This window comes from Mesorhizobium sp. B2-3-13 (assembly GCF_006442195.1).
Taxonomy (GTDB): Bacteria; Pseudomonadota; Alphaproteobacteria; order Rhizobiales; family Rhizobiaceae; genus Mesorhizobium; species Mesorhizobium salmacidum.
In genome coordinates this window covers 251,979-273,296 of record NZ_VFVQ01000004.1, presented here as the reverse complement: position 1 = coordinate 273,296, position 21,318 = coordinate 251,979, and the positions used below count along the sequence as shown (strand labels likewise).

Annotated in this window: 23 protein-coding genes; 11 read left to right on the top strand and 12 right to left on the bottom strand. The window is 64.1% G+C overall.

What is annotated here, in order from left to right; genetic code table 11:
• The first annotated feature begins 9 nt into the window (after window positions 1-9).
• From kdpC to FJ941_RS07465, 3 genes are read left to right on the top strand one after another with little or no spacing between them, the layout of a single operon-like run.
• Window positions 10-573 carry a potassium-transporting ATPase subunit KdpC gene (gene kdpC, locus FJ941_RS07475; RefSeq protein WP_140504352.1) on the top strand — a complete coding sequence of 188 codons (564 nt, stop codon included), beginning with the start codon at window positions 10-12 and terminating at the stop codon, window positions 571-573.
• A 57-nt stretch (window positions 574-630) separates the two neighbouring features.
• On the top strand, window positions 631-3,366 hold the full coding sequence (locus FJ941_RS07470; RefSeq protein ID WP_140504350.1) for a sensor histidine kinase KdpD: 2,736 nt from the start codon (window positions 631-633) through the stop codon (window positions 3,364-3,366).
• Window positions 3,363-4,052, top strand: a complete 690-nt coding sequence (locus FJ941_RS07465; protein ID WP_140504348.1) for a response regulator transcription factor — start codon at window positions 3,363-3,365, stop codon at window positions 4,050-4,052. The genes FJ941_RS07470 and FJ941_RS07465 overlap by 4 nt, the downstream gene beginning before the upstream one ends.
• Window positions 4,053-4,076: 24 nt before the next feature.
• On the opposite strand, the gene FJ941_RS07460 is transcribed toward FJ941_RS07465, so the two are convergent.
• From FJ941_RS07460 to FJ941_RS07430, 7 genes are all read right to left on the bottom strand, one after another.
• Window positions 4,077-5,513, bottom strand: a complete 1,437-nt coding sequence (locus FJ941_RS07460; RefSeq protein ID WP_140504347.1) for an MFS transporter — start codon at window positions 5,511-5,513, stop codon at window positions 4,077-4,079.
• 335 nt (window positions 5,514-5,848) lie between these two features.
• Window positions 5,849-6,325, bottom strand: a complete 477-nt coding sequence (locus FJ941_RS07455; RefSeq protein WP_027142989.1) for a DUF992 domain-containing protein — start codon at window positions 6,323-6,325, stop codon at window positions 5,849-5,851.
• A gap of 210 nt (window positions 6,326-6,535) precedes the next feature.
• Window positions 6,536-7,378, bottom strand: coding sequence for a tetratricopeptide repeat protein (locus FJ941_RS07450; RefSeq protein WP_140504345.1), 843 nt, complete (start codon window positions 7,376-7,378; stop codon window positions 6,536-6,538).
• Between the two features lie 141 nt (window positions 7,379-7,519).
• On the bottom strand, window positions 7,520-7,786 hold the full coding sequence (rpsU, locus tag FJ941_RS07445; protein WP_010911429.1) for a 30S ribosomal protein S21: 267 nt from the start codon (window positions 7,784-7,786) through the stop codon (window positions 7,520-7,522).
• Between the two features lie 175 nt (window positions 7,787-7,961).
• Window positions 7,962-8,348 carry an SET domain-containing protein-lysine N-methyltransferase gene (locus FJ941_RS07440; protein ID WP_027142987.1) on the bottom strand — a complete coding sequence of 129 codons (387 nt, stop codon included), beginning with the start codon at window positions 8,346-8,348 and terminating at the stop codon, window positions 7,962-7,964.
• A gap of 127 nt (window positions 8,349-8,475) precedes the next feature.
• The gene (locus FJ941_RS07435; RefSeq protein WP_140504343.1) at window positions 8,476-9,234 is read right to left on the bottom strand and encodes an SDR family oxidoreductase; all 759 of its coding nucleotides are present in this window, start codon (window positions 9,232-9,234) and stop codon (window positions 8,476-8,478) included.
• Window positions 9,235-9,337: 103 nt separating this feature from the next.
• Window positions 9,338-9,712: a DUF2568 domain-containing protein gene (locus tag FJ941_RS07430; protein WP_246673718.1), complete on the bottom strand. Its 375-nt coding sequence runs from the start codon at window positions 9,710-9,712 to the stop codon at window positions 9,338-9,340.
• A gap of 209 nt (window positions 9,713-9,921) precedes the next feature.
• Between FJ941_RS07430 and FJ941_RS07425 the strand changes: the two genes are divergently transcribed.
• The 8 genes from FJ941_RS07425 (at window position 9,922) to FJ941_RS07390 (ending at window position 17,667) form a co-directional block, all read left to right on the top strand.
• Complete coding sequence (locus tag FJ941_RS07425) at window positions 9,922-11,175, top strand: sarcosine oxidase subunit beta (protein ID WP_140504341.1); 1,254 nt, start codon at window positions 9,922-9,924, stop codon at window positions 11,173-11,175.
• A 2-nt stretch (window positions 11,176-11,177) separates the two neighbouring features.
• Window positions 11,178-11,600, top strand: a complete 423-nt coding sequence (locus FJ941_RS07420) for a hypothetical protein (protein ID WP_140504386.1) — start codon at window positions 11,178-11,180, stop codon at window positions 11,598-11,600.
• Window positions 11,601-11,611: 11 nt separating this feature from the next.
• Window positions 11,612-11,908 (top strand): sarcosine oxidase subunit delta, encoded by a 297-nt coding sequence (locus tag FJ941_RS07415; protein ID WP_023770558.1) that lies wholly within the window; start codon window positions 11,612-11,614, stop codon window positions 11,906-11,908.
• The gene (locus tag FJ941_RS07410; protein ID WP_140504339.1) at window positions 11,905-14,898 is read left to right on the top strand and encodes a sarcosine oxidase subunit alpha; all 2,994 of its coding nucleotides are present in this window, start codon (window positions 11,905-11,907) and stop codon (window positions 14,896-14,898) included. The genes FJ941_RS07415 and FJ941_RS07410 overlap by 4 nt, the downstream gene beginning before the upstream one ends.
• A complete protein-coding gene (locus FJ941_RS07405) occupies window positions 14,891-15,472 on the top strand; it encodes a sarcosine oxidase subunit gamma (RefSeq protein WP_140504338.1) in 582 nt (193 codons plus the stop codon). The genes FJ941_RS07410 and FJ941_RS07405 overlap by 8 nt, the downstream gene beginning before the upstream one ends.
• A 59-nt stretch (window positions 15,473-15,531) precedes the next feature.
• Complete coding sequence (locus tag FJ941_RS07400) at window positions 15,532-15,756, top strand: hypothetical protein (RefSeq protein ID WP_140504336.1); 225 nt, start codon at window positions 15,532-15,534, stop codon at window positions 15,754-15,756.
• Between the two features lie 76 nt (window positions 15,757-15,832).
• Window positions 15,833-16,618, top strand: coding sequence for a ThuA domain-containing protein (locus FJ941_RS07395; protein WP_140504335.1), 786 nt, complete (start codon window positions 15,833-15,835; stop codon window positions 16,616-16,618).
• On the top strand, window positions 16,618-17,667 hold the full coding sequence (locus FJ941_RS07390) for a Gfo/Idh/MocA family oxidoreductase (RefSeq protein ID WP_140504333.1): 1,050 nt from the start codon (window positions 16,618-16,620) through the stop codon (window positions 17,665-17,667). The genes FJ941_RS07395 and FJ941_RS07390 overlap by 1 nt, the downstream gene beginning before the upstream one ends.
• A gap of 44 nt (window positions 17,668-17,711) precedes the next feature.
• Here the strand turns inward: FJ941_RS07390 and FJ941_RS07385 are convergent, their stop codons facing one another.
• From FJ941_RS07385 to FJ941_RS07365, 5 genes are all read right to left on the bottom strand, one after another.
• Window positions 17,712-17,963, bottom strand: coding sequence for a DUF680 domain-containing protein (locus FJ941_RS07385; protein WP_140504331.1), 252 nt, complete (start codon window positions 17,961-17,963; stop codon window positions 17,712-17,714).
• A 188-nt stretch (window positions 17,964-18,151) separates the two neighbouring features.
• The gene (locus tag FJ941_RS07380) at window positions 18,152-18,796 is read right to left on the bottom strand and encodes a TetR/AcrR family transcriptional regulator (RefSeq protein WP_140504329.1); all 645 of its coding nucleotides are present in this window, start codon (window positions 18,794-18,796) and stop codon (window positions 18,152-18,154) included.
• Between the two features lie 118 nt (window positions 18,797-18,914).
• Entirely contained in the window at window positions 18,915-19,949 is a 1,035-nt protein-coding gene (locus FJ941_RS07375; RefSeq protein WP_140504327.1) for a phosphotransferase, read from the bottom strand.
• Window positions 19,946-20,431 (bottom strand): MaoC family dehydratase, encoded by a 486-nt coding sequence (locus tag FJ941_RS07370; protein ID WP_281405562.1) that lies wholly within the window; start codon window positions 20,429-20,431, stop codon window positions 19,946-19,948. Before FJ941_RS07370 ends, FJ941_RS07375 begins: the two co-directional genes overlap by 4 nt.
• 40 nt (window positions 20,432-20,471) lie before the next feature.
• A complete protein-coding gene (locus FJ941_RS07365) occupies window positions 20,472-21,287 on the bottom strand; it encodes an SDR family oxidoreductase (protein ID WP_140504323.1) in 816 nt (271 codons plus the stop codon).
• Between the last annotated feature and the right edge of the window lie 31 nt (window positions 21,288-21,318).

Genomic DNA, 21,318 nt, shown 5'->3' with positions numbered 1-21,318 from the left:
ATCATTCCGATGCTCAAGCAAATCAGACCCGCGATCATCATGATCATCTTCTTCACCGTGCTGACCGGGCTCGTCTATCCCATCGGCATGACAAGCATCGCCCAGGCGCTGTTCCCGCGCCAGGCCAATGGCAGCCTGATCGAGAAGGACGGCAAGGTGGTCGGCTCCGAACTGATCGGCCAGGCCTTCGCCAGCGACAAGTATTTCCACGGACGACCTTCGGCGGCGGGCAATGGCTATGATGCCGGTGCCTCGGGCGGCTCCAATCTTGGCCCGACCAATCCGAAGTTGATCGAGCGCATCAAGGACGATGCCGGGAAGCTGAAGGCGGAAAATCCGAATGCGCCGGTGCCGATGGACCTGGTGACCACATCCGGCAGCGGCCTTGATCCGCAGATCAGCCCCGAGGCCGCTTATTTCCAGGTTCCGTGCGTGGCCAAGGCAAGGGGCATCGACGAAGCCAAGGTCAAGGCGCTCGTCGACAGCCAGGTCGTGGACCGGGAGTTGGGCGTGCTCGGCGAGCCGGCGGTCAATGTGCTGGCTCTCAATCTAGCGCTGGATGCCGGGAAATAGGTGATGGCCGGCGCCGGGGATCGACACGGTCCCCGGCGCCATTCATGATCGGACCCGATGCCGGACAACAGAAGCTACGTCGAAAACAGACCATCTCCCGACGCGCTGCTAGAGCATGCCGGGCGGGAAGGGCGCGGCCGTCTGCGCATATTCCTGGGTGCGGCACCGGGTGTCGGCAAAACTTACGAGATGTTGATGTCGGGCCGTGCCAGGCTGGCCGACGGTGTCGACGTGGTGATCGGCGTGGTCGAGACGCATGGCCGCAAGGAAACCCGGGCCCTGGTCGAGGGGTATGAAGTCATTGCCCGCCGCAAGGTCGATTACAGGGAGCGTGTCCTCGACGAGATGGATATCGATGCCATCCTTGCCCGGCGTCCGGCGCTGGTCCTGGTCGACGAACTCGCCCACACCAACGCGCCCGGCAGCCGCCACCCCAAGCGTTATCTCGACGTCCAGGAAATCCTGGCGCGGGGCATCGACGTCTATACGACGCTCAACATCCAGCATGTCGAAAGCCTGAACGACGTCGTCGCCCAGATCACGCGGGTCAGGGTGCGCGAGACGGTGCCCGATTCCATCATCGACCAGGCCGACGATGTCGAAATCATCGATCTGACGCCCGACGACCTGATCAAGCGGCTGGGGGAGGGGAAGGTCTATTTCCCCAATACGGCGCAGCGTGCCGTCGAGAACTATTTTTCGCCGGGCAATCTGACCGCGTTGCGGGAATTGGCGCTGCGGCGTACCGCCCAGCGCGTCGACGAGCAGTTGCTCAACCACATGCAGTCCCACGCCATCCAGGGACCGTGGGCTGCCGGGGAACGGGTTCTCGTCTGCGTCGATGCGCGTCCGGGCGGGGCGGCCCGCATTCGCTACGCACGCAGGCTGGCCGACAGGCTTCGTGCGCCATGGACGGCACTTCATGTCGACACGCCTCGCTCGGCCGGCATGTCCGAGGACGACAAGGACAGGCTCGCCACACTCCTGCGCCTGGCCGAGCAGCTCGGCGCCGAGGTGACGACCATTCCGGGCCAGAGCGTCGCGCAGGACATCGTTCGCCATGCGACGGCGAACAATTTCACCCACATCGTGGTCGGCAGGCCGACCCGGTCGCGCTGGCGGGAACTGATCGAGGGATCGCTCACCTATGATCTGATCCGCAATGCCGGCGACATCAGCGTCCATGTCATCTCCGGAACGGAGCGGGACACCGAGACGCCTTCCAGGAGAGTGAGCGCGGCAGCCGAGCAGAGGCAGTTTCAGGCCAAGCCGTATTTGCTCGCCACGGCTTACGTTGCCGGATCATTGGCCCTCAGCACTGTTCTCGACCAGTTCCTCGACGTTCGCAACCTGGCGATCGTCTTCCTGCTCTCCGTGCTGACCTCGGCGGTGGGCGGTGGTCTCTGGCCGGCGCTTTACGCCTGTTTCCTCAGTGTCCTTGCCTTCAACTATTTTTTCCTCGAGCCGCGCTACACTCTGACGATCCGGGATCCCGAGAGCATCGTCGCGATTGCCGTCTTCGTCGCCGTTGCCGTCATCGCCAGCAACCTGACGGCGCGCGTCCAGCGTCAGGCCGCCGCCGCCCGCTCACGGGCGCGGGCGACCGAGGACATCTATCTGTTCTCCAAGAAGCTCGCCGGCGCCGGCACGCTCGATGACGTGCTCTGGGCCACCGCCTTCCAGATAGCCTCGATGCTGAAGCTGCGCGTGGTGCTGCTGCTGCCGGAAGACGGCACCATCACCGTCAAGGCAGGCTATCCGCCCGACGACACGCTGGCCGAGGCCGACATCGCCGCCGCCCGCTGGGCCTGGGAGCACAACCGTGCCGCCGGACGCGGCGCCGACACGCTGCCCGGCGCCAAGCGCCTCTATCTTCCCTTGCGTACGGGACGCACGGCAATCGGCGTCGTCGGTCTCGACAATGACAAGCAGGGCCCCCTTTTGACGCCCGAGCAACAGCGGCTGCTCGACGCGCTGGCAGACCAGGCGGCGGTGGCGATCGAACGCGTCCAGCTCGTCGCCGATGTCGACCGCGCCAAGCTGGCCGCCGAAGCCGACCGGCTGCGCTCGGCGCTGCTGACATCGATTTCGCATGACCTGAAGACGCCGCTCGCGGCCATCATGGGGGCGGCAGGCACACTCAAGGAGTTCGCGCCCGACCTGCCCGAGCAGGACAGGGCGGAGCTTCTGTCGACGGTGATCGACGAATCGGAACGGCTGAACCGCTTCATCGCCAATCTGCTCGACATGACCAAGATCGAGTCCGGTGCGATCGAGCCGAATTACGCCCTTCACTATCTGGGAGATATCGTCGGTACGGCACTCGACCGTGCCCGCAAGATCGCCAGCGAACACAAGATCGAGGTCGATATTCCGCCCGACCTGCCGATGCTGAGGCTCGATCCCGTGCTGTTCGAGCAGGTCCTGTTCAACCTTCTCGACAATGCGTCGAAATATTCGCCGCCGGGCTCGGCGATCCGCGTCCAGGCCTGGGTCGACAATGGCTCTGTCATCGTGCAGATCATGGATGAGGGGCCGGGCATTCCGGCGCAGGACCTGGAACGCGTGTTCGACACCTTTTACCGGGTGCGCAAGGGTGATCAGGTGCGCGCCGGCACCGGGCTCGGCCTGTCGATCTGCCGTGGCTTCGTCGAGGCGATGGGCGGCACGATCGCGGCCGCCAACCGGACCGACCGCCCCGGTGCCGCCTTCACCATCAGGATGCCGGTGCCGGCGCAAGCGCGCGGTGTCGGCAACCGCGGCGACGAACCCGGCGTGGACCAGCCTCGATGACCAATTCGAATGTCAGGATACTGGTTGTCGATGACGAGCCGCCGATCCGCAAGCTGCTGCGGGTCGGCCTTGCCAGCCAGGGCTACGGGGTCAGCGAGGCGCCGAACGCCAAGGTGGCGATCGAGCTGATGGAACAGGAAAAGCCGGATCTGGTGTTGCTCGATCTCGGCCTGCCCGGCATAGGGGGCCACGACCTGCTGCGCAAATGGCGTGACGAGGGCGTCGACATTCCCGTCGTCATCCTCTCCAGCCGCACCGACGAGGCCGGCATCGTCAGCGCGCTCGAACTCGGCGCCGACGATTATGTCACCAAGCCGTTCGGAATGAACGAACTGGTGGCGCGCATCCGCGTTGCGCTGCGCCACAAGTTCCAGCAACAGGGCGAAAAGCCGGTTTTCCAGAGCGGCGACCTCAGCGTCGATCTGGTCAAGCGCATCGTCAAGGTCGAGGACAGGGAGGTGAAGCTCTCGCCGAAGGAGTACGACATACTGCGCATCCTGGTGCAGCATGCCGGCAAGGTGCTGACCCACCACTTCATCCTGAAGCAGATTTGGGACGATTCGACAGATGTGCAGTATCTCAGGGTCTATGTGCGCCAGCTCAGGCAGAAGATCGAAAAAACCCCCGACCAGCCGCGCTACATCACCACCGAGACCGGGGTCGGCTACCGCCTGCGTGTCGAGTGAATAACCTGTCCGATAGAACCTGCGTCAGCCGATGGCTGCGAGCGGCCGATTTGCCGCCGCCGATATCCGCAAGGCGGCGAGGCAGCCGAGAACGCCGAGCGGCACGAAGGCAAGGAACAGCCAGCTCGCGACACCAGCGGCCGCGTCATGGTTCAGTCCTTGCGAAAAACCGCTGGCATTGGCGACAATGCCGGCAAGGGCGGCACCGACGGCATAGCCGATGCGCTGCATGGTCGGCACCGCGGCCGAGGCGATGGTCTGTTCGTCGTCCGGGGCGGAGGCGACGATGACGCGGGTCAGGAACGGCCAGGCAATGCCGAAGCCACCGCCCTGCAACAGGGCGCAGACCAGGATCAGCGCGATCGAGCCCAGTGGTATCGTGTAGGCGAAGCCGGCGATGCCCGCCGCGATCATCAGTGCGCCGCAGACGATGATCAGCCTTTCGCGCCGTGGCGGCGCGTTGGCGACGAGGATCGACAGGATCGACCAGGCGATCGATTCGGCGGCGATGATGTAGCCGGTGGTCAGCAGCGGAATGTCGTGCAGGCTGGTCAGCAGCAGCGGCCCGTAGACGCCGAAGGAGCAGGTCGCGGTGGAAAAGGCGGCGACCATGGTCATGCCGGCGCCGACCGGCGTGCGCCATGAGAACAGCCGCGCCGGGAAAAGCCGGGAGCGCGGCTTCAGCGCATCGATGTAAAAGAACAGCGCGAGACCTGTCAGCCCCAGCACGATCAGCAGCGAGGAACGCGGCAGGGCGATGTCGACGCCGGCTGAGGCGATCAGCACCACGGCAATGGCAAGGCAGCCAAGCGCCATGAACGGAAAAGGCGGCGCCTTGCCGGCGCTCGTGCTGGGTCTTGTCGCTTCCGGCGTGTCGAGCACGAGGAAGCTTGCCAGCGCCATGGCGGTGCCGCCGAGAGTGAAGACGCCGAAGGCCCAGCGCCACGACAGCAATTCGGTCATAACAGCGCCGAGGAGCGGACCGCTGAACGCCGCGACGCCCCAGATCGCCGACATGATGCCGAAAAGCTGCGGCCAGATGGCACGCGAAAACAGCCGTTCGACCGAGACGAAGGCCAGCGACACCAGCGCGCCGCCGCCCAGCCCCTCGATCAGACGGCCGGCCAGGAACAATTGCATCGAAGGCGAGGTGGCGCAGATCAGCGCCCCGGCCGCGTAAAGCAGGGCCGCGACCATCATGTTGGTGCGCAGCGCCACATAGCTCACCAGCCGTCCCGCCGCGGCACCGGCGACGATGGCGCCGAGTTCGTAGATCGCGAGCGACCAGCCGACGAGCTGCACGCCGGCCAGTTCGCCGACCATGGCCGGCATGACGGTCGCCACCATCGTCTCATTGGTGGCATGAAGCAGGATGCCGAGGCTGATGAAGCAGAAGCGCGCCAGGTCGCCGCTTGCCCACAATGCGCGCCAGTCGACCCTGTTTGTGCTGATCTCGGTCATGTCCATCCCTGCTTTGCCTATCTCGATGCAGCCGCACGGCACCAGAAGCCAACGCGAGGCTTCCGGCAGTACCATGCGCGCCGCGTCGAGACGCTGTTTTGCTCGGGACGGGTTTGTAGAACCTCAACCGCGATTGAGCTCAAGCGATTTTTTCGAGATATGTTTGGACCAGCGTCGTCCTGGATGCACCGCTTGCCGGTAAACATGATTTGCAATCATGGCAGCGGCGATAGCTGTCCTCGGCATGGCATCCCCCAAAAAACAAACAGCGCGGAACCATCCTGTCCGGTTCCGCGCCGCAGAGTGAAGGGTCTGGAGCCGAGGCCCCAAACCGCTTATTTGAGCGAGTGGATCAGCTCCAGCGAAGTCACCGCCACGGCGAGATTGACGCCGGTCTGCGCCTGGACGCTGAGTGGCTCCAGCATGAAGGCGCTGTCGAAGCCACCGACGAGCAGGTTGGCGCCGCCGCCGGTCACAACGCTCGCCTCGGCGTTGACGCCGTAGTAGCTGCCGGCAAGGTCGCCCGCGTCACGGTCGCGCGTCGCGGCAAAAACCGCCCAGATGAGCTGGCCCTGATGCGTCTTGCCGACATCGACACCGAGCTTCGAGATGACGCCTGTATAGATTTCCGACGGCCCGTGATGATGGGGCCGGAAGACGCAGGACACGCCCTTGTTGGACGTCACGATATAGCCGGTGCCGCCATCGATGGTGCAGTCGAGCGTGCCGAGTTGCAGCCTGCCGGCGCTGGCCGGAGCGGCAGCGAAAACGGTCGTTGCAAGAGCAGCGGCGCAGACGAGTTTCTTGATCATGGGGAGGGTCCTTTCGCAATCAGTCTTCAGTAACGTCTCGAGCGCCGCGACCGTTCCGCCGAAAACTTGGCGCGAACAAGGCAGGGGTTAACGGCTTGTCGCGGGGGTTAACACACGGTTGCCGGATTGGCGGCGATCCGCCGCGCCGCGTGTCCTTTCGCACACGCACGATGCAATGGGGCGCTTGGCGCGGGCTGGCGGAAGCCGATGTCAGCTGACGCGGGCGAGGCCGTCCTTGGCCGGCTGATAGGTGGGGTTGAGGCGCACGGCCTCGCGATAGGCCTTCGCCGCCTTTGCCTTGTCGCCGCGCCGTTCGTAGATCAGCGCCTGGTTGGCCCAGGCCTCGGCGTTCTGGCCGTCGAGCTTGATGGCCATGTTGAAGTCGGAGAAGGCGTTGTCCTCGTCGCCGGTCGCAAGATAGGAGAGGCCACGGCCGTTGTAGGGCTCGGCGGCGTCAGGGGCCAGCGAGATGGCGGTCGAGAAGTCCTCGATGGCGAATTTGTGCTGGCCCTGGCTCTGATAGATCAGGCCGCGATTGTGATATGCGCGGGCATCCGTCGTGTCGAGCTGGATCGCCTTCTGGAAGTCGGCGAAGGCATCCTGGGTGCGGCCCGCCTTGCGGTAGAGATTGCCGCGGCCGATATAGGCGGCGTCGTAATTGCCGTTGATCTGGATCGAGCGATTGTAGTCCGCGAGTGCGGCTTCCTGGTTGCCGAGGAAGCGCTGGATGAGGGCCCGGTTCGAATAGGCCTGGTAGAAATTCGGGTTGAGCTGGATGGCCTGGTTGAAGTCCTTGAGCGCCTGCTGGTACTGGCCGCCGCGGCCATAGGCCGAACCGCGCACATTGTAGCCTTCAGGATCCTGGGGATTGCGCTGGATGACCGCCGACAGCGAGGAGATGTTCTCGCTCGAGCCTTGCGCCTTGTCGATGTTGTTGAACTCGCCGGCCGGGCCCGACGTCTGGCAGCCGGCAAGCACCAGTCCGGAAAGCAGGGCCGCTGTCAGGGCGAAACCACGCAATGCGGTCCCGCGCTCCACGCTTGTTGCGTTCATGTCTGCCCTGTCCTCACTTGCGCCGTCGTTCAGGTCCGGTTCCCCCCTCCGGGCCGGGTCACAATCAAAATAAAAGGGTGGCGGCGATTCCGCATCGCGCCACCCTGGTATCCTTCGAAAAGGACGAAATATTGGCGATAATCAGCGCGGCGGACGCGCTGCACCGGCGGCACCGCCAGCAGCAACCGGACGCGGGGTCATCGGCAGCAGGCCTTCGCGCTGTGCGCGCTTGCGGGCCAGCTTGCGGGCGCGGCGAACGGCTTCGGCCTTTTCACGGGCGCGCTTCTCGGAAGGCTTCTCGTAGTGGCCGCGCATCTTCATTTCGCGGAAAATGCCCTCGCGCTGCATCTTCTTCTTCAGCGCGCGAAGCGCCTGATCAACGTTATTGTCGCGGACGAGTACCTGCACGGGCAATCCTGTCTTTCGGGTTTGATATCAACAGGCAAGCAGCCATAGCCACAAGCCTCCGCGGCGCTCGACACCACGAATTGTGGCGGCTGATAGCAGAATCAAGCCTCGCTGTCCACAGTCGAAATGACGGACGACAGCCAATTGCCACGGTCGCCTGGAGATAGGGTGCCTGTTACGCCGTGGCCAGGTGCAGCCGCTCGAAATCCTCGAAGAACTCACCGTAATCGCAGGTGATCTCCTCGCCGACGGCGATATCCCGGGTCGCGGTGGCGCCGCCATATTGCGAAAAATCGGTGTTCGGGGTCGCCGAATGGTTCATGAAGCGGCCATTGTCGACCTCATAGACGATGAACCCGGGCTTGTCCGGGCTCGGATAGGCATAACGGTCGAGCAATTCCTTCAGGGGTTGCGGCGCCGTCTCGTATTTGTCCATCGGGATCAGCCGATCGAAATCCGGATCCAGGCGCCAGATCGAGGCGCCCTTCCGGATGGGCTCGGCGGCGAACATGCCGACGCCTTCGATTGCACTCTGGGCGACATAGGTTCGGATCAGCATCATGGTTCCAGGACCCGTCTTGGCAAGAAGACCCGTTTAGATAGAAACGGAATCGCCAAATCGCGTCGAAAAAGCAAGACCGGCGGCCTGCGTCAGAACGACGAACAGGCCTGTCCCGGCAAAAAATCCTTCACGTCCGGTTGATCGACACTCCGCCATCCGCAAACAGCGCGGTTCCCGTGGTGAAGCTCGAGGCGTCGGAGGCAAGGTAAAGCGCGGAGCGGGCGATCTCTTGCGGCTGCGCCATGCGCTTCAGGGCGTGGAGGCCCTCGACGAAGGCGCGGGCCTCAGGCGTGGTCGTCGTCGCGCCTGGCGTGTCGGTCCCGCCGGGCAGCAGCGCGTTGACGCGCAGCCCCTTCGGTCCGTATTCGGCGGCCAACACCTGCGTCAATCCGATCAGGCCGGCCTTGGCCGCGGCGTAGGCGGCCATGCCCGGCATGCCGGCGGTGTAACCGACAAAGCTCGACGTGAAGATCAGCGAGCCGCCGCCGTGCTCGAGCATGGCCGGTATCTGATACTTCGCACCGAGAAAGGCGCTGGTCAGATTGGTGTCCATCGTTCCGTGCCATGTCTGTGCCGACATGTCGGGGACAGGACCCATCGGTCCGACGGAGCCGGCATTGTTCAACGCGATGTCGAGTCCACCGAAGCTGCCGACCGCCAGCTCGACGAGAGCTTTCGCGTAGGTCTCGTCGGTAACATCCCCCGCGAGAGCGACAGCCGTGCCGCCGGCGTCCTCGATTTCAGCGGCGAGTGCATCAAGCTCGGTCTGGCGGCGAGCGGAAATGACCAGCTTGGCGCCTTCCTCCGCGAACAGTTTGGCGGTGGCATGGCCGATGCCGGAACTGGCGCCGGTGACGATGGCGATCTTGTTGGAAAGTGCGAGCATGTTTGGCATCCTTGTCCTTCGCGCCAGCTTTGCCGGCGATCGGATGCTTCGTCGCAAATCGGCAGGACAGCAGCCACCCGAAAACCGCAGAGGCTCGCATCAACTATTGCCGGAGCAGCCAAGCCAATCGGTCCAGCGAGAACACGTAGCTGATGACGATCAGCACGGCCATGATGGTGCCCGTGGCGGCATGGCCTGCCACATGGAAACCGGCCGCGCCGCCGAACATGACGACGAATTCCAGCGCCAGCCTGACAGCGCCGGGCACCTGTACCGGTGCACTCCCTGAACGGCTTGGATCGCCGGGCACGGCAAAAATCCCCCACAACGCTGCAGCGATGAGTGGCAAGGCAAGGGCCAGGACCCAGTGCCACCAGCCCTCGAAAAGGCTCCAGCCTGCCATGCCGAGGCCAAGCAAGGCTGACAGCTCCAGCAGGAAGCGCAATGTGAGATTCCACCAAGCGTTGCCCACCATCATCCTCCGAATCCCCGACGCCGGGAAGTGTGACTGAAGGCAATCATCGGGGCCAGACCGGATACCTCTTTTTCAGCGCGGCGCAAAACGGCAAGCGCCGTCGCAAACAGCGCAAGGATGGCAGCGCCGTTTCGCTAGTGATACACCTCGCGCGCTGGGCCGAAGGAAGACCCGGCTGCACTCCGCGAGACCTTTTGGCGCGAGGCTGGACCGTGAAGAAATACTCTGTATTCGCCATCGCCCGCGAGGCCATGCGCGGCCACAAGGGCTGGGAGGAACAATGGTCCTCGCCGGAGCCCAGGAAGGAATACGACGTCATCATCGTCGGCGCCGGCGGTCATGGATTGGCCACCGCCTATTATCTCGCCACCGTGCACGGCATCACCAATGTCGCTGTGCTGGAAAAGGGCTGGCTGGGCGGCGGCAATACCGGCCGCAACACCACCATCATCCGATCCAACTATCTCTATGACGAGAGCGCAGGGATTTACGACCATGCGCTGAAGCTGTGGGACGGGCTCTCCCAGGAGCTCAACTACAACGTCATGTATTCGGCGCGCGGCGTCATGATGCTCGCCCACAATGTGCACGACATCCAGGTGCTGAAGCGCCATGTCCATGCCAACCGGCTGAACGGCATCGACAATGAATGGCTGACGCCGGAGCAGGCCAAGGAATTCTGTCCGCCGCTCAATACCTCGAAAGATGCGCGCTATCCGGTCGTCGGGGCTGCCCTGCAGCGCCGCGGCGGCACGGCGCGCCATGACGCGGTCGCCTGGGGCTATGCGCGCGGCGCGTCGGCGCGCGGCGTCCACATCATCCAGAACTGCGAGGTCACCGGCGTCAAGCGGGCTGCCAACGGCGCGGTCACAGGCGTCGATACGACGCGCGGTTTCATCGGCGCCAAGAAGGTCGGCGTCGTCGCGGCCGGCCATTCCTCGGTCATCATGAACATGGCCGGCGTGCGCATGCCGCTGGAGAGCTATCCGCTGCAGGCGCTAGTGTCGGAGCCGGTCAAGCCGGTTGTGCCTTGCGTTGTGATGTCGAACACGGTGCACGCCTATATCTCGCAGTCCGACAAGGGCGAACTGGTGATCGGCGCCGGCACCGACCAGTATGTCTCCTATTCGCAGACCGGCGGACTTCACATTCTTCAGCATACGCTGGACGCCATCTGCGAGATGTTCCCGATCTTCACGCGCATGAAGATGCTGCGTTCGTGGGGCGGCATCGTCGACGTGACGCCCGACCGCTCGCCGATCCTGGCCAAGACGCCGGTGCCCGGCCTCTACGTCAATTGCGGCTGGGGCACGGGCGGCTTCAAGGCCACACCGGGCTCGGGCCATGTCTTTGCCCACACCATCGCCAAGGACGATCCGCACCCGATCAACGCGCCTTTCACCATCGAACGCTTCCGCACCGGTCGCCTCATCGACGAGGCGGCGGCCGCAGCGGTGGCGCACTGATGATGATGACTGAGATCGCTGTCGCGATGCCGCTGATGCTGGCGGGGGAACAGGGCATGTTCCATGTTCCGACGGCGCAGGAGGTGCGGCTGCAGCCGATCAGCCGTGCCGGAAACGAGACCGGCTGGCCGTTTTCGGTCGACGAGGGAATGCTCGCCTGCGTCTGGAGCGTCGGCCAGAAAGTGGTGATGTTCTACGAAGGCAGACCGCATAGGCTGGATGAGGACGAGGATTTCCAACCGCGTGGCGTCATCGTTACGACAGATCCGATGCAGCTGACGCTCGGCAACATGGCCAACCGCGATCTCTTCAGTGCGGCGACGAGCATCGAGGAGCGGCTGCGACTCGTCGCTCCATTCATGACCATGGGCCAGAAGCTTTGCGATCAACCGGCGGGCGCGCGCGTCGGCCACGGCGAATTGTAGGAACAAACACGATGCTTCTCATCCGCTGCCCCTATTGCGAGGAAGAGCGCCCGGAACTCGAATTCCGCAACGCCGGCGAGGCGCATATCGCGCGTTCGGCCAACATGGCCGGCGAGAGCGACGACGATTTCGAGAAGTTCTTTTTCATCCGCTCGAATCCCAAGGGCATCATTTATGAGCGCTGGCGGCACATGCATGGCTGCGCGCGCTTCTTCAACGCGGTGCGCGACACCGTCACCGACAAGTTCGTCATGACCTACAAGGCCGGCGAACCGAAACCCTCCAAGCTACCTGGAGTAGCGAAATGAGCGGCGCGTTGCGCATTCCCGGCACCGGACGCCTCAGCCAGGCCAAGACCGCGCGGTTCAGCTTCGATGGACAGTCCTATGCCGGCATCGAGGGCGACACGCTGGCCTCGGCGCTGCTCGCCAACGGCGTGCATCTGGTCGGCCGCTCGTTCAAGTACCACCGCCCGCGCGGCATCCTATCGGCCGGCGCAGAAGAGCCGAACGCGCTGGTGCAGATCGTGCGCGACGACGCGCGCAAGACGCCCAACGTGCGCGCGACCGTACAGGAACTCTATGACGGGCTTGCCGCCAATTCGCAGAACCGCTGGCCGTCGCTGTCCTTCGACGTCGGCGCGGTCAACGATTTGGCATCACCGCTGTTCTCGGCCGGTTTCTACTACAAGACCTTCATGTGGCCGAAAGCGGCCTGGAAGAGCCTCTACGAACCGAAGATCCGCGAAGCAGCCGGTCTTGGCGTTTCGCCCGACAGGCCGGATCCCGACCATTATTCCTCGCGCTACGCCCATTGCGACGTGCTGGTGCTGGGCGGCGGCGCGGCTGGCATCGCGGCGGCGCTTGCCGCGGCGGAGACCGGCGTGCGCGTCATCCTGGCCGACGAGCAGGCCGAGTTCGGCGGCAGCCTGCGCTTCGAGTCTGGCGCGAAGATCGACGGCAAGGACGGCTTTGCCTGGGCGCAAGCGGCGATCGCCAGGCTGAGTGCGATGGACAATGTCCGCGTGCTGCCGCGCACCACGGCGTTCGGCTATTACGCGCAGAATTTCGTCGGCCTGGTCGAGCGCGTCAGCGATCACCTGAAAGCCCCCGGCCACGACCTGCCGCGCGAACGGCTATGGCAGGTCCGCGCCAAGCGCGTGGTGCTGGCCTCCGGCGCCATCGAGCGCCACATGGTGTTCGCCAATAACGACCGGCCAGGCGTCATGCTGGCGGGCGCGGCGCGCACCTTCCTCAACCATTATGGTGTCGCGGTCGGAAAAAATGTCGGTGTCTACACCGCCAATGACTCGGCCTACAGCGCCGCGATCGACCTGAAGAAGGCCGGCGTCAACGTGGCGGCGATCGTCGATTTGCGCGACAACCCGACCGGCCCGGTGATCGACGAGGCGAGGGCGCTCGGCATCGAGATCAATTTCGGCCGTGCTGTGATCCGCGCCGGCGGCAAGTTGCGGGTGTCGTCGATGACGGTGCAGCCGAAGAATGGCGGCGGCGAACGCACAATTCCGGTCGATGCGATCCTGATGTCGGCCGGCTGGACACCGTCGGTGCATCTGTTCTCGCAGTCGCGCGGCAAGGTCGCCTTCAACGACGAGACCAAGCGGTTCGTGCCCGGCACCTACGCGCAGGACTGCGTCTCGGTCGGCGCCTGCAACGGCACCGACGGACTGGCGGCGACGGTCGACGAGGCCTATGCGGCGGGCGCCAAGGCGGCCAAGGATGCCGGCGCGAAAGCCGCCAAGGAGACCAAACCGAAGGTGGACGCCTCGGAGAGCTGGTCGCGCGGCATGCTGGGTGCGGCGCCCGGCGCCGGACCGGACACGACGGTTAAAGCCTTCGTCGATTTCCAGAACGACGTGACCGCCAAGGACATCCGCCAGGCGGTGCATGAAGGCATGCGCTCGATCGAGCATGTCAAGCGCTTCACCACCAACGGCATGGCGACCGACCAGGGCAAGACCTCCAATATGCACGGCCTGGCGATTGCCGCCGAAACGCTGGGCAAGCCGATCCCGGAGGTCGGCCTGACCACGTTCCGCGCGCCCTACACGCCTGTCACCTTCGGCGCGATTGTCAGCCATGCGCGTGGGCCGCTGTTCGACCCGACACGCAGAACCGCGATCCATCCGTGGGCCGAGGCGCAAGGCGCGGTGTTCGAGGATGTCGGCCAGTGGAAGCGCGCCTGGTATTTCCCGAAAGCCGGCGAGGACATGCATGCGTCGGTCGACCGCGAATGCGTTGGGGTCCGCAATCAAGCCGGCCTGTTCGATGCCTCGACGCTGGGCAAGATCGAAGTGGTCGGCCCGGACGCGGCCAAGTTCATGGAACTGCTCTACACCAATCCGTGGGAGAAGCTGGAGCCAGGCCGCTGCCGCTATGGCATCATGCTGCGCGAGGATGGCTTCATCTATGATGACGGTGTCGTGGGCAGGCTGGCGCCGGACCGCTTCCATGTCACGACGACGACGGGCGGCGCGCCGCGCGTCATGAACCACATGGAGGATTACCTCCAGACCGAGTTCCCGCATCTCAATGTCTGGCTGACCTCGATCACCGAGCAGTGGGCGGTCATTGCCGTGCAGGGTCCGAAATCCCGCGACATCATCGCGCCGCTGGTCGAAGGCATCGACATGTCTGATGAAGCGCTGCCGCATATGTCGGTGCGCGAAGGCAAGATCTGTGGCGTGCCGACACGGCTGTTCCGCATGTCGTTCACCGGCGAGCGCGGTTTCGAAGTCAATGTCCCGGCCGACTATGGCCAGGCCGTCTGGGAAGCGTTGTGGGCCGAGGGCCAGAAGCATGGCGCCACCGCTTACGGCACCGAGGCGATGCACGTGCTGCGCGCCGAGAAGGGCTACATCATCGTCGGCCAGGATACGGACGGCACGGTAACGCCAAACGACGCCGGCCTCGACTGGGCGGTCGGCAAGAAGAAGGCCGACTTCGTCGGCATCAGGGGCATGGCGCGGCCGGACCTGGTCGCCAAGGGCCGCAAGCAACTGGTCGGCTTGAAGACCAAGGACCCCAAGGTGGTGCTGGAAGAAGGCGCGCAGATCGTCGAGGACCCGAAGCAGGCAATCCCGATGAAGATGATCGGCCACGTTACCTCGAGCTACTGGTCGCAGAATTGCGGCCGTTCCATCGCCCTGGCGCTGGTCGCCGGCGGGCGTGACCGGATGGGCGACACGCTCTATGTGCCGATGCCGGACGGGGTGATCGAAGTGGAGGTTGCCGGCATGGTGTTCTTCGACGAGACGGGAGGGCGCCTCAATGGCTAAAGCTGCTGCAAAGACGGCCGCGACGGCTTCGCCCTCGGCGGAGCGGCGCCCGGCATTGGCCGGGCGCACTGTCTCCGCAACGGGTGTCAAGGTCGAAGTGCTGCCGCCGGCCCTGCGCATTTCGCTGCGCGCGCCGGAAGCTTCGGTCGCCGCTCTGTCGAAGGCGCTCGGTGTGACCCTGCCGAAGCAGCCGAAAACCTCGGCGTCGAAGAGCGGCCGTACGGCGCTGTGGCTTGGGCCGGACGAGTGGCTTGTCATCGACGAGGCCGGCAAGGACCCGCTCGCCAATTGCGCGAAGGTTTCAACCTTGCACTCGTCGGTCGGCATCTCGCATCGCAACATCGCGATTTCCGTCACCGGCCCGGCGGCGGAAGCCGCGATCAATTCGGGCTGCCCGCAGGATCTGTCGCTCGACGCCTTCCCGGTGGGCGCCGCTTCGCGCACCATTTTGGGCAAGGCCGAGATCGTGCTGTTGCGCACGGCCGACGAGGCCTTCAGGGTCGAGTGCTGGCGTTCTTTCTCGGACTATGTCTTTACTTTCCTGTCCGAGGGAGCCCGCGACGCCGCCGGCTGACCCCGGAACGTTTGCCGCCCGCGTCCGTTGTGCGGCGACAAATCGAGGGAGAACTGCCGATGCCGTCGAAGTCCGCGCCGAAATCGCCGAAAACCGCGGCGGTCCGTTCGCTCCAACATGAGCGGCATCACGAGGCCGACGCCGAAGACGAACTCGAGGAAGGCCTCGAGGACACATTTCCAGCCAGCGATCCCGTGTCGATTACGGGGTCGTCCATTCCCGGCGCACCGGCCAAGCCTGGCAAGGCCAAGACAGTCCCTGGCCGCAAGGCCCGCAAGCCCTGATTTCACAAATTTTGATCGACGACATCTTTCCAAGACCTCATCGGATGCGGTACTCAAAGCGCTTTGGAGAGGAAAAATGCCTGTTAAAGCCGTTGTCTGGGGCGAGAACGTCCATGAACAGACCAATGCCGCCGTGCGCGTCCTCTATCCCTTGGGCATGCACGGTACCATCGCCGCCGCGCTCAACCAGGACAAGCGGATCGAAGCGACCACCGCCACCTTGCAGGAACCCGAGCACGGCCTGAGCGACACGCGCCTGGCGGCCACCGACGTGCTTCTATGGTGGGGCCATGCCGCCCATGGCGAGGTCAAGGACGAGATCGTCGAGCGCGTCCAGAAGCGGGTCTGGGAAGGCATGGGGCTGATCGTGCTTCATTCCGGCCACTACTCGAAGATTTTCAAGCGGCTGATGGGCACGCCCTGTTCGCTGAAATGGCGCGAGGCGGGCGAGCGCGAGCGTGTCTGGGCGATCAATCGCGGCCACCCGATCGCGCAAGGCATCGGCGAATGCCTGGAGATCGGCGAGACGGAAATGTATGGCGAGCCGTTCGCGGTGCCGGAGCCGCTGGAGACGGTGTTTATCTCCTGGTACGAGGGCGGCGAGGTGTTCCGCTCCGGCCTGACCTATCAGCGGGGAGCGGGAAAAATCTTCTATTTCTCACCGGGCCACGAGACCTATCCGATCTATCACAATGAAGGCGTGCAGCAGGTGCTGCGCAACGCCGTGCACTGGGCGCACAACCCCGCCCCGGCATGGTCCGGCATCACCAATGCGCCGAATGTGCCGACGGACAAGGCCAAGGAGAAGATCGTCCAGAAAGGCCTGCGTCTGCATGCCGACGGTGAGAGGGGGCTGAGCTGATGCATCGCCTGCTTTTGCTCGGCACCGGCTGGATCGCGGCACATCATATCGAGGAGTTCGGTCAGGTTCCGAGCTGTACCATCGTCGCTTGCGTCGATCATCTGCCGGGCCGCGCGGCGGCGTTCGCCGCCGCCAACAAAATAGGCAATTTCTTCGAAAGCCTCGAAGCTGCGATCGCTTGGGGCGAGTTCGATGCCGCCATCAACGCGACGCCGGACCAGGTCCACAAGGCGACGACGCTCGCCCTGCTGGCCGCCGGGAAACATGTGTTCTGCGAGAAGCCACTGGCGCCGAACCATGCCGATGCGCTTGCGATGAGCGAAGCCGCCGAGGCGGCCGGGCTCGTCAACATGGTCAACCTGACCTATCGTAACACGCCGGTGATCCACGAGGCGCGGCGCATGGTGGAGGCCGGCGAGATCGGCGAGCTGCGCCATGTCGAGGCGAACTACCGGCAAAGCTGGCTGGTCAGCAAGTTCTGGGGTGACTGGCGGGTCGACGACAAATGGCTGTGGCGCCTGTCGAGCCGGCACGGTTCGACGGGTGTTCTGGGCGATGTCGGCATCCATATCCTCGACTTCGCGACCTATGGCGCGGCCCAGGATATCGTCTCGCTGCATGCCGATCTGGTGACGTTTCCGAAGGCGGAGGGCGACCGCATCGGTGACTATGTGCTCGACGTCAATGACAGTTTGGCGGTAACGGCGCGGCTCAGCTCAGGCGCGCTGGCCACGATCATGGCCAGCCGCTACACGACGGGCCATGGCAATGATTTGTCGCTGGCCCTGCACGGCACCAAGGGCGCGATCAAGGTCGAGACCGACGGCAAGGTTTCGCGGCTGTCGGCCTGCTTGGGTGACGACGTCGATCAGCACCGTTGGCGGATGCTGACGCCGCCTGACGTCAAGCACAATGCCCGGCGCTTCGCCGATGCGCTGGACACGGGACGGAACGGCGATCCGTCGTTCCGGCGCGCCGCCGACATGCAGAAGCTGATCGACGCGGCTTTCGAAAGTTCAGCGGCCAAGCTGCCGGTCTCGATCGCCTGAAATCACCATCTGGCCGGCTGAGCCGGCCAGACTTTCGGAAAATCTCAGTAGGCGCTCGGCATGATCCACGGGTTCACCGTGATCCCGAGCCTAGGACCCTTGCCGTCGGTTGTGGCTTCCGTGGAAGCCTTCTTGTCGACCGATCCGGTCGAAGCGCAATCGAGCTTCACATTGGTCTTGGTGTCGACGCAGGTCGCTGCAGTCGAATGCTTGACCGCGTGGGGGGTGTTGTTGGCGGCAAAGGCCGAACCCGAAAGCGCCAGGACGGCGGCAAGGGTGAGGAGTGTCTTTTTCATGGTCAGTCTCCGTGTTCGACGGGGTGAATTTGTTCCGTACATGTACGTTGCTCTGTACAAATACGTCCGTCGATCGCGAAGTTCAAGAGAAATTGTACACGTACGGTAAACTTTTTGTTAACCAAGAAATCCGCCCCATTCTGGCTGGGAGAGGCGGTGAGGAAATCTGGAAAACGAAGAGGTCGCGCTCAGCAGTTGACTGGTGTTTCGGTCAACGGCGGCACATCTTGCGTGCTGAGCGTGGCAAGGGTGAAATCGCACATCCGCTTCACGAAAGCCTGCGCGTCGCCGAAGGGATAAAAGGGGAATGTGATCAGCAGCGAGATCGTGCCATGGCCGACCGCCCACAGCATGGTGGCGATGGCGCGCGGATCGCCACGCAATTTGCCGGCGGCGACGCAGGCCTCGACCCTGCTGATCAGCACCTTCATCGCCGGGTTGCCTTCCTCCATGTCCTCGTAGCTCCTGCCTTCCGGCAGCTTGGTCTTTTCGGTCATGAAGACAGTGCGGTATTCGTTGGGATTGCCGAGCCCGAAGGCGGCATATTCGGTCATCACCGCCTGCAAGGCCTCGATCGGATCGTCGGACGGGTGCTCCTCGATGCGCCGGGCGAGCGTTTCAAACGCGTCCTCGGCCAGCGCGAAGAGGATGTCCTGCTTGTCGGCGAAGTAGGAATAGACCGACATCGGCGCGTAGCCGACCCGCTTGGCCAGCTTGCGGATGGTCAGGCCTTCATAGCCTTCTTCCTGGACGAGCTTGTGTGCGGCCGCGACAAGCTCCGAGCGCAGTTCGGCCTTTTGTTTCTCGCGGCGTTTCTGGAGGCTCAGCGGCAAGTCCGTTGCCCTTGTCTGGTTGGTGCCTTGGTTAAATTATATACGCTGTACGGAAACGAACAAGGGCGCCGCGGGTTCCCAAGCGGCAGGCGTCAGAAGCGACCCATCCCGTCTCCCCTTACGCCTGCTTGTTGATCAGTTGGACGGCGAGGTGCGAGAGCAATTTCACCGCCTCGCCATAGGTTTTGGCCTTCTCCGGGTTGGAAGCGTTGCCGTCGAGCGCCCGCTTGTAGACACCCTGGCAGATTGCAGCCAGCCGGAAGAAGGAGAAGGCGAGGAAGAATGTCCAATTGCCGATGCCGGTCAGCCCACGTCGCCGGCAATAGGCGGCGACATAGTCTTCCTCGGAAGGCAGGCCGAGTGCCGAGCGATCGATGCCGCCCAGGCCGCGAAAGCCGGATGCATGCGGCAGGCGCCATTGCATGCATTGATAGGCGATGTCGGCGAAGGGGTGGCCTGATGTCGACAATTCCCAGTCGAGCACCGCCAGTACCCTCGGCTGGTCCGGCGCGAAGATCAGATTGTCCAGCCGATAGTCGCCATGCACAAGCGAGGCCCTGACGTCATCGGCCGGCTTATGCATCTCCAGCCAGGTAATCAGTTGGTCCATGTCGGCAATGGTACCGGTTTCGGAGGCACGGTACTGGCTGGTCCAGCGTGCCAGCTGCCGCTCGAAGTAATTCCCGGGGCGGCCGAAAGCGCTGAGACCCACGGCCTCGACATCGACATCGTGCAGGGCCGCAAGCGTGCCGTTCATGGCATCGTACATCGCGGCGCGCTCATCGTTATCGCGGGCCTCAGGCAGTGCCGGATCCCAGAAGATGCGGCCATCGAGGAAACCCATGATGTAGAACATGCGACCGATCGGCGAGCCCTCGGCCGACAGATGCAGCATTTTGGGCACCGGCACGGCGGTGCCCGAAAGCGCCTCCATCACCCAGAATTCGCGGTCGACCTGGTGCGCCGATTTCAAGAGTTGGCCTGGCGGCTTGGCGCGCAGCACGTAACGGCCGCTTGCCGCCGTCAGGAGATAGGTCGGGTTGGATTGGCCGGATTTGAATTTTTCGATTGCCGCGAGCCCGGAAAAGCCCGGGATGTGCGCCTCGAGGTAAGGCGCAAGCGCCGCCTGGTCGAGCGCGTTCGGGTCGCTCATACCGTCTCGGGCTGACGTTCAAGTAAGGTCAGCGTCAGCCAGCGGGCGGTCAGCGCCGGCTTTTTGGAACCTTCGATCTCGATGGTCACGTCATGCGCCGTCTGCACCCAGCCCGATGGCCTGACCTTGACGTCGGCCAGCACGAAATGGGTGCGGATGCGCGCGCCAGTCTTCACCGGCGCCAGGAAGCGCAGCGAATCGAAGCCATGGTTGACGCCCATCTTGCCGTTTTCCAGCGGCGGCATGGTCTCGAACGTCATCGCCGACAACAGCGACAGCGACAGGAAGCCGTGCGCGATGGTGCCACCGAACGGCGTTTCGCGCTTGGCCCGCTCCGGATCGCAGTGGATGAACTGGTGATCGTCGGTAGCGTCGGCGAACTGATCGATCATGCGTTGCGTGACCACGCGCCAGGGCGAAACGCCGACCTCCTTGCCGACACTGGCCAGAAGCACATCGAGACTGATCGGTTCCACGCTCATGTCCTCCTGTTTCACTCCCGGCTTCTGCGGCCGGAAAATGTCATTCCTTGAATAAGGTCAACCCATGCTGCACCGACTGCCCGCCGTCGATCGGCAGGATGGCGCCAGTCACATAGCTGCCTGCACGGCTGCACAAATAGAGCGTTGCGCCGGCAATGTCATCCGGCGTGCCGATGCGGCCGATCGGGACATGGCCGCCGACATGCCTGGCCTGTTCGTCCGTGCCGGTGGCGAATGCGGTCATGCGGCTCTGGAATGGGCCTGGTGCGAAGGCGTTGACGGTGATGCGGCGGCCAGCGAATTCGAACGCCAGCGTGCGTGTCAGATGATGCACGGCGGCCTTGGAGGCGGTGTAGGAATAGGCATCGTCGGCCAGCGGCTGCGTGCCCATCACCGATCCCAGATTGATCACCCGGGCCGGATCGGCTTCGCTTGCAGCAGCATCAAGCAGCGGCAGCAATTCGCGTGTCAGATGGAAGACCGCGGTGACATTGACGCCGAACACCTTGGCCCAGGCGTGATAGGGAAAGCTCTCCAGCGGCGCGCCCCAGGACACGCCGGCATTGTTGACCAGAATATGCAGTCTTTCGGTCCGTGCCTTGACCTCACCGACCAGGGCGGCAATGCCAACCTCGCTGGAAACGTCGGCGGCAAAGCCTTCCGCCCGGCCCGGGGCGCCAAGTCCGTTCAACTCGCTGGCGACCTTGATGCAGTCCTCGCCCTTGCGCGAGGCGATCATGACGCTAGCGCCGGCCTTGACCAGCGCGGTTGCCGCCATGCGGCCGATGCCGGTCGCCGCTCCCGTCACCAGCGCGGTCTTGCCGGCAACCGAAAACAGCTCATCCAGATAGCTCATCCAAATTCTCCGCGCCTTCGCCCGCGGGCAA

What these genes read in the sequence shown, in the direction of transcription:
- FJ941_RS07440 (WP_027142987.1), bottom strand. Translation starts at nt 8,348, where the DNA reads ATGATGCTGATCCGAACCTATGTCGCCCAGAGTGCAATCGAAGGCGTC.
- FJ941_RS07390 (WP_140504333.1), top strand. Translation starts at nt 16,618, where the DNA reads ATGCATCGCCTGCTTTTGCTCGGCACCGGCTGGATCGCGGCACATCAT.
- FJ941_RS07405 (WP_140504338.1), top strand. Translation starts at nt 14,891, where the DNA reads ATGGCTAAAGCTGCTGCAAAGACGGCCGCGACGGCTTCGCCCTCGGCG.
- FJ941_RS07460 (WP_140504347.1), bottom strand. Translation starts at nt 5,513, where the DNA reads ATGACCGAGATCAGCACAAACAGGGTCGACTGGCGCGCATTGTGGGCA.
- FJ941_RS07420 (WP_140504386.1), top strand. Translation starts at nt 11,178, where the DNA reads ATGATGACTGAGATCGCTGTCGCGATGCCGCTGATGCTGGCGGGGGAA.
- kdpC (WP_140504352.1), top strand. Translation starts at nt 10, where the DNA reads ATGCTCAAGCAAATCAGACCCGCGATCATCATGATCATCTTCTTCACC.
- FJ941_RS07395 (WP_140504335.1), top strand. Translation starts at nt 15,833, where the DNA reads ATGCCTGTTAAAGCCGTTGTCTGGGGCGAGAACGTCCATGAACAGACC.
- FJ941_RS07435 (WP_140504343.1), bottom strand. Translation starts at nt 9,234, where the DNA reads ATGCTCGCACTTTCCAACAAGATCGCCATCGTCACCGGCGCCAGTTCC.
- FJ941_RS07465 (WP_140504348.1), top strand. Translation starts at nt 3,363, where the DNA reads ATGACCAATTCGAATGTCAGGATACTGGTTGTCGATGACGAGCCGCCG.
- FJ941_RS07365 (WP_140504323.1), bottom strand. Translation starts at nt 21,287, where the DNA reads ATGAGCTATCTGGATGAGCTGTTTTCGGTTGCCGGCAAGACCGCGCTG.
- FJ941_RS07470 (WP_140504350.1), top strand. Translation starts at nt 631, where the DNA reads ATGCCGGACAACAGAAGCTACGTCGAAAACAGACCATCTCCCGACGCG.
- FJ941_RS07430 (WP_246673718.1), bottom strand. Translation starts at nt 9,712, where the DNA reads ATGATGGTGGGCAACGCTTGGTGGAATCTCACATTGCGCTTCCTGCTG.
- FJ941_RS07385 (WP_140504331.1), bottom strand. Translation starts at nt 17,963, where the DNA reads ATGAAAAAGACACTCCTCACCCTTGCCGCCGTCCTGGCGCTTTCGGGT.
- FJ941_RS07400 (WP_140504336.1), top strand. Translation starts at nt 15,532, where the DNA reads ATGCCGTCGAAGTCCGCGCCGAAATCGCCGAAAACCGCGGCGGTCCGT.
- FJ941_RS07370 (WP_281405562.1), bottom strand. Translation starts at nt 20,431, where the DNA reads ATGAGCGTGGAACCGATCAGTCTCGATGTGCTTCTGGCCAGTGTCGGC.
- FJ941_RS07410 (WP_140504339.1), top strand. Translation starts at nt 11,905, where the DNA reads ATGAGCGGCGCGTTGCGCATTCCCGGCACCGGACGCCTCAGCCAGGCC.
- FJ941_RS07450 (WP_140504345.1), bottom strand. Translation starts at nt 7,378, where the DNA reads ATGAACGCAACAAGCGTGGAGCGCGGGACCGCATTGCGTGGTTTCGCC.
- FJ941_RS07415 (WP_023770558.1), top strand. Translation starts at nt 11,612, where the DNA reads ATGCTTCTCATCCGCTGCCCCTATTGCGAGGAAGAGCGCCCGGAACTC.
- FJ941_RS07375 (WP_140504327.1), bottom strand. Translation starts at nt 19,949, where the DNA reads ATGAGCGACCCGAACGCGCTCGACCAGGCGGCGCTTGCGCCTTACCTC.
- FJ941_RS07455 (WP_027142989.1), bottom strand. Translation starts at nt 6,325, where the DNA reads ATGATCAAGAAACTCGTCTGCGCCGCTGCTCTTGCAACGACCGTTTTC.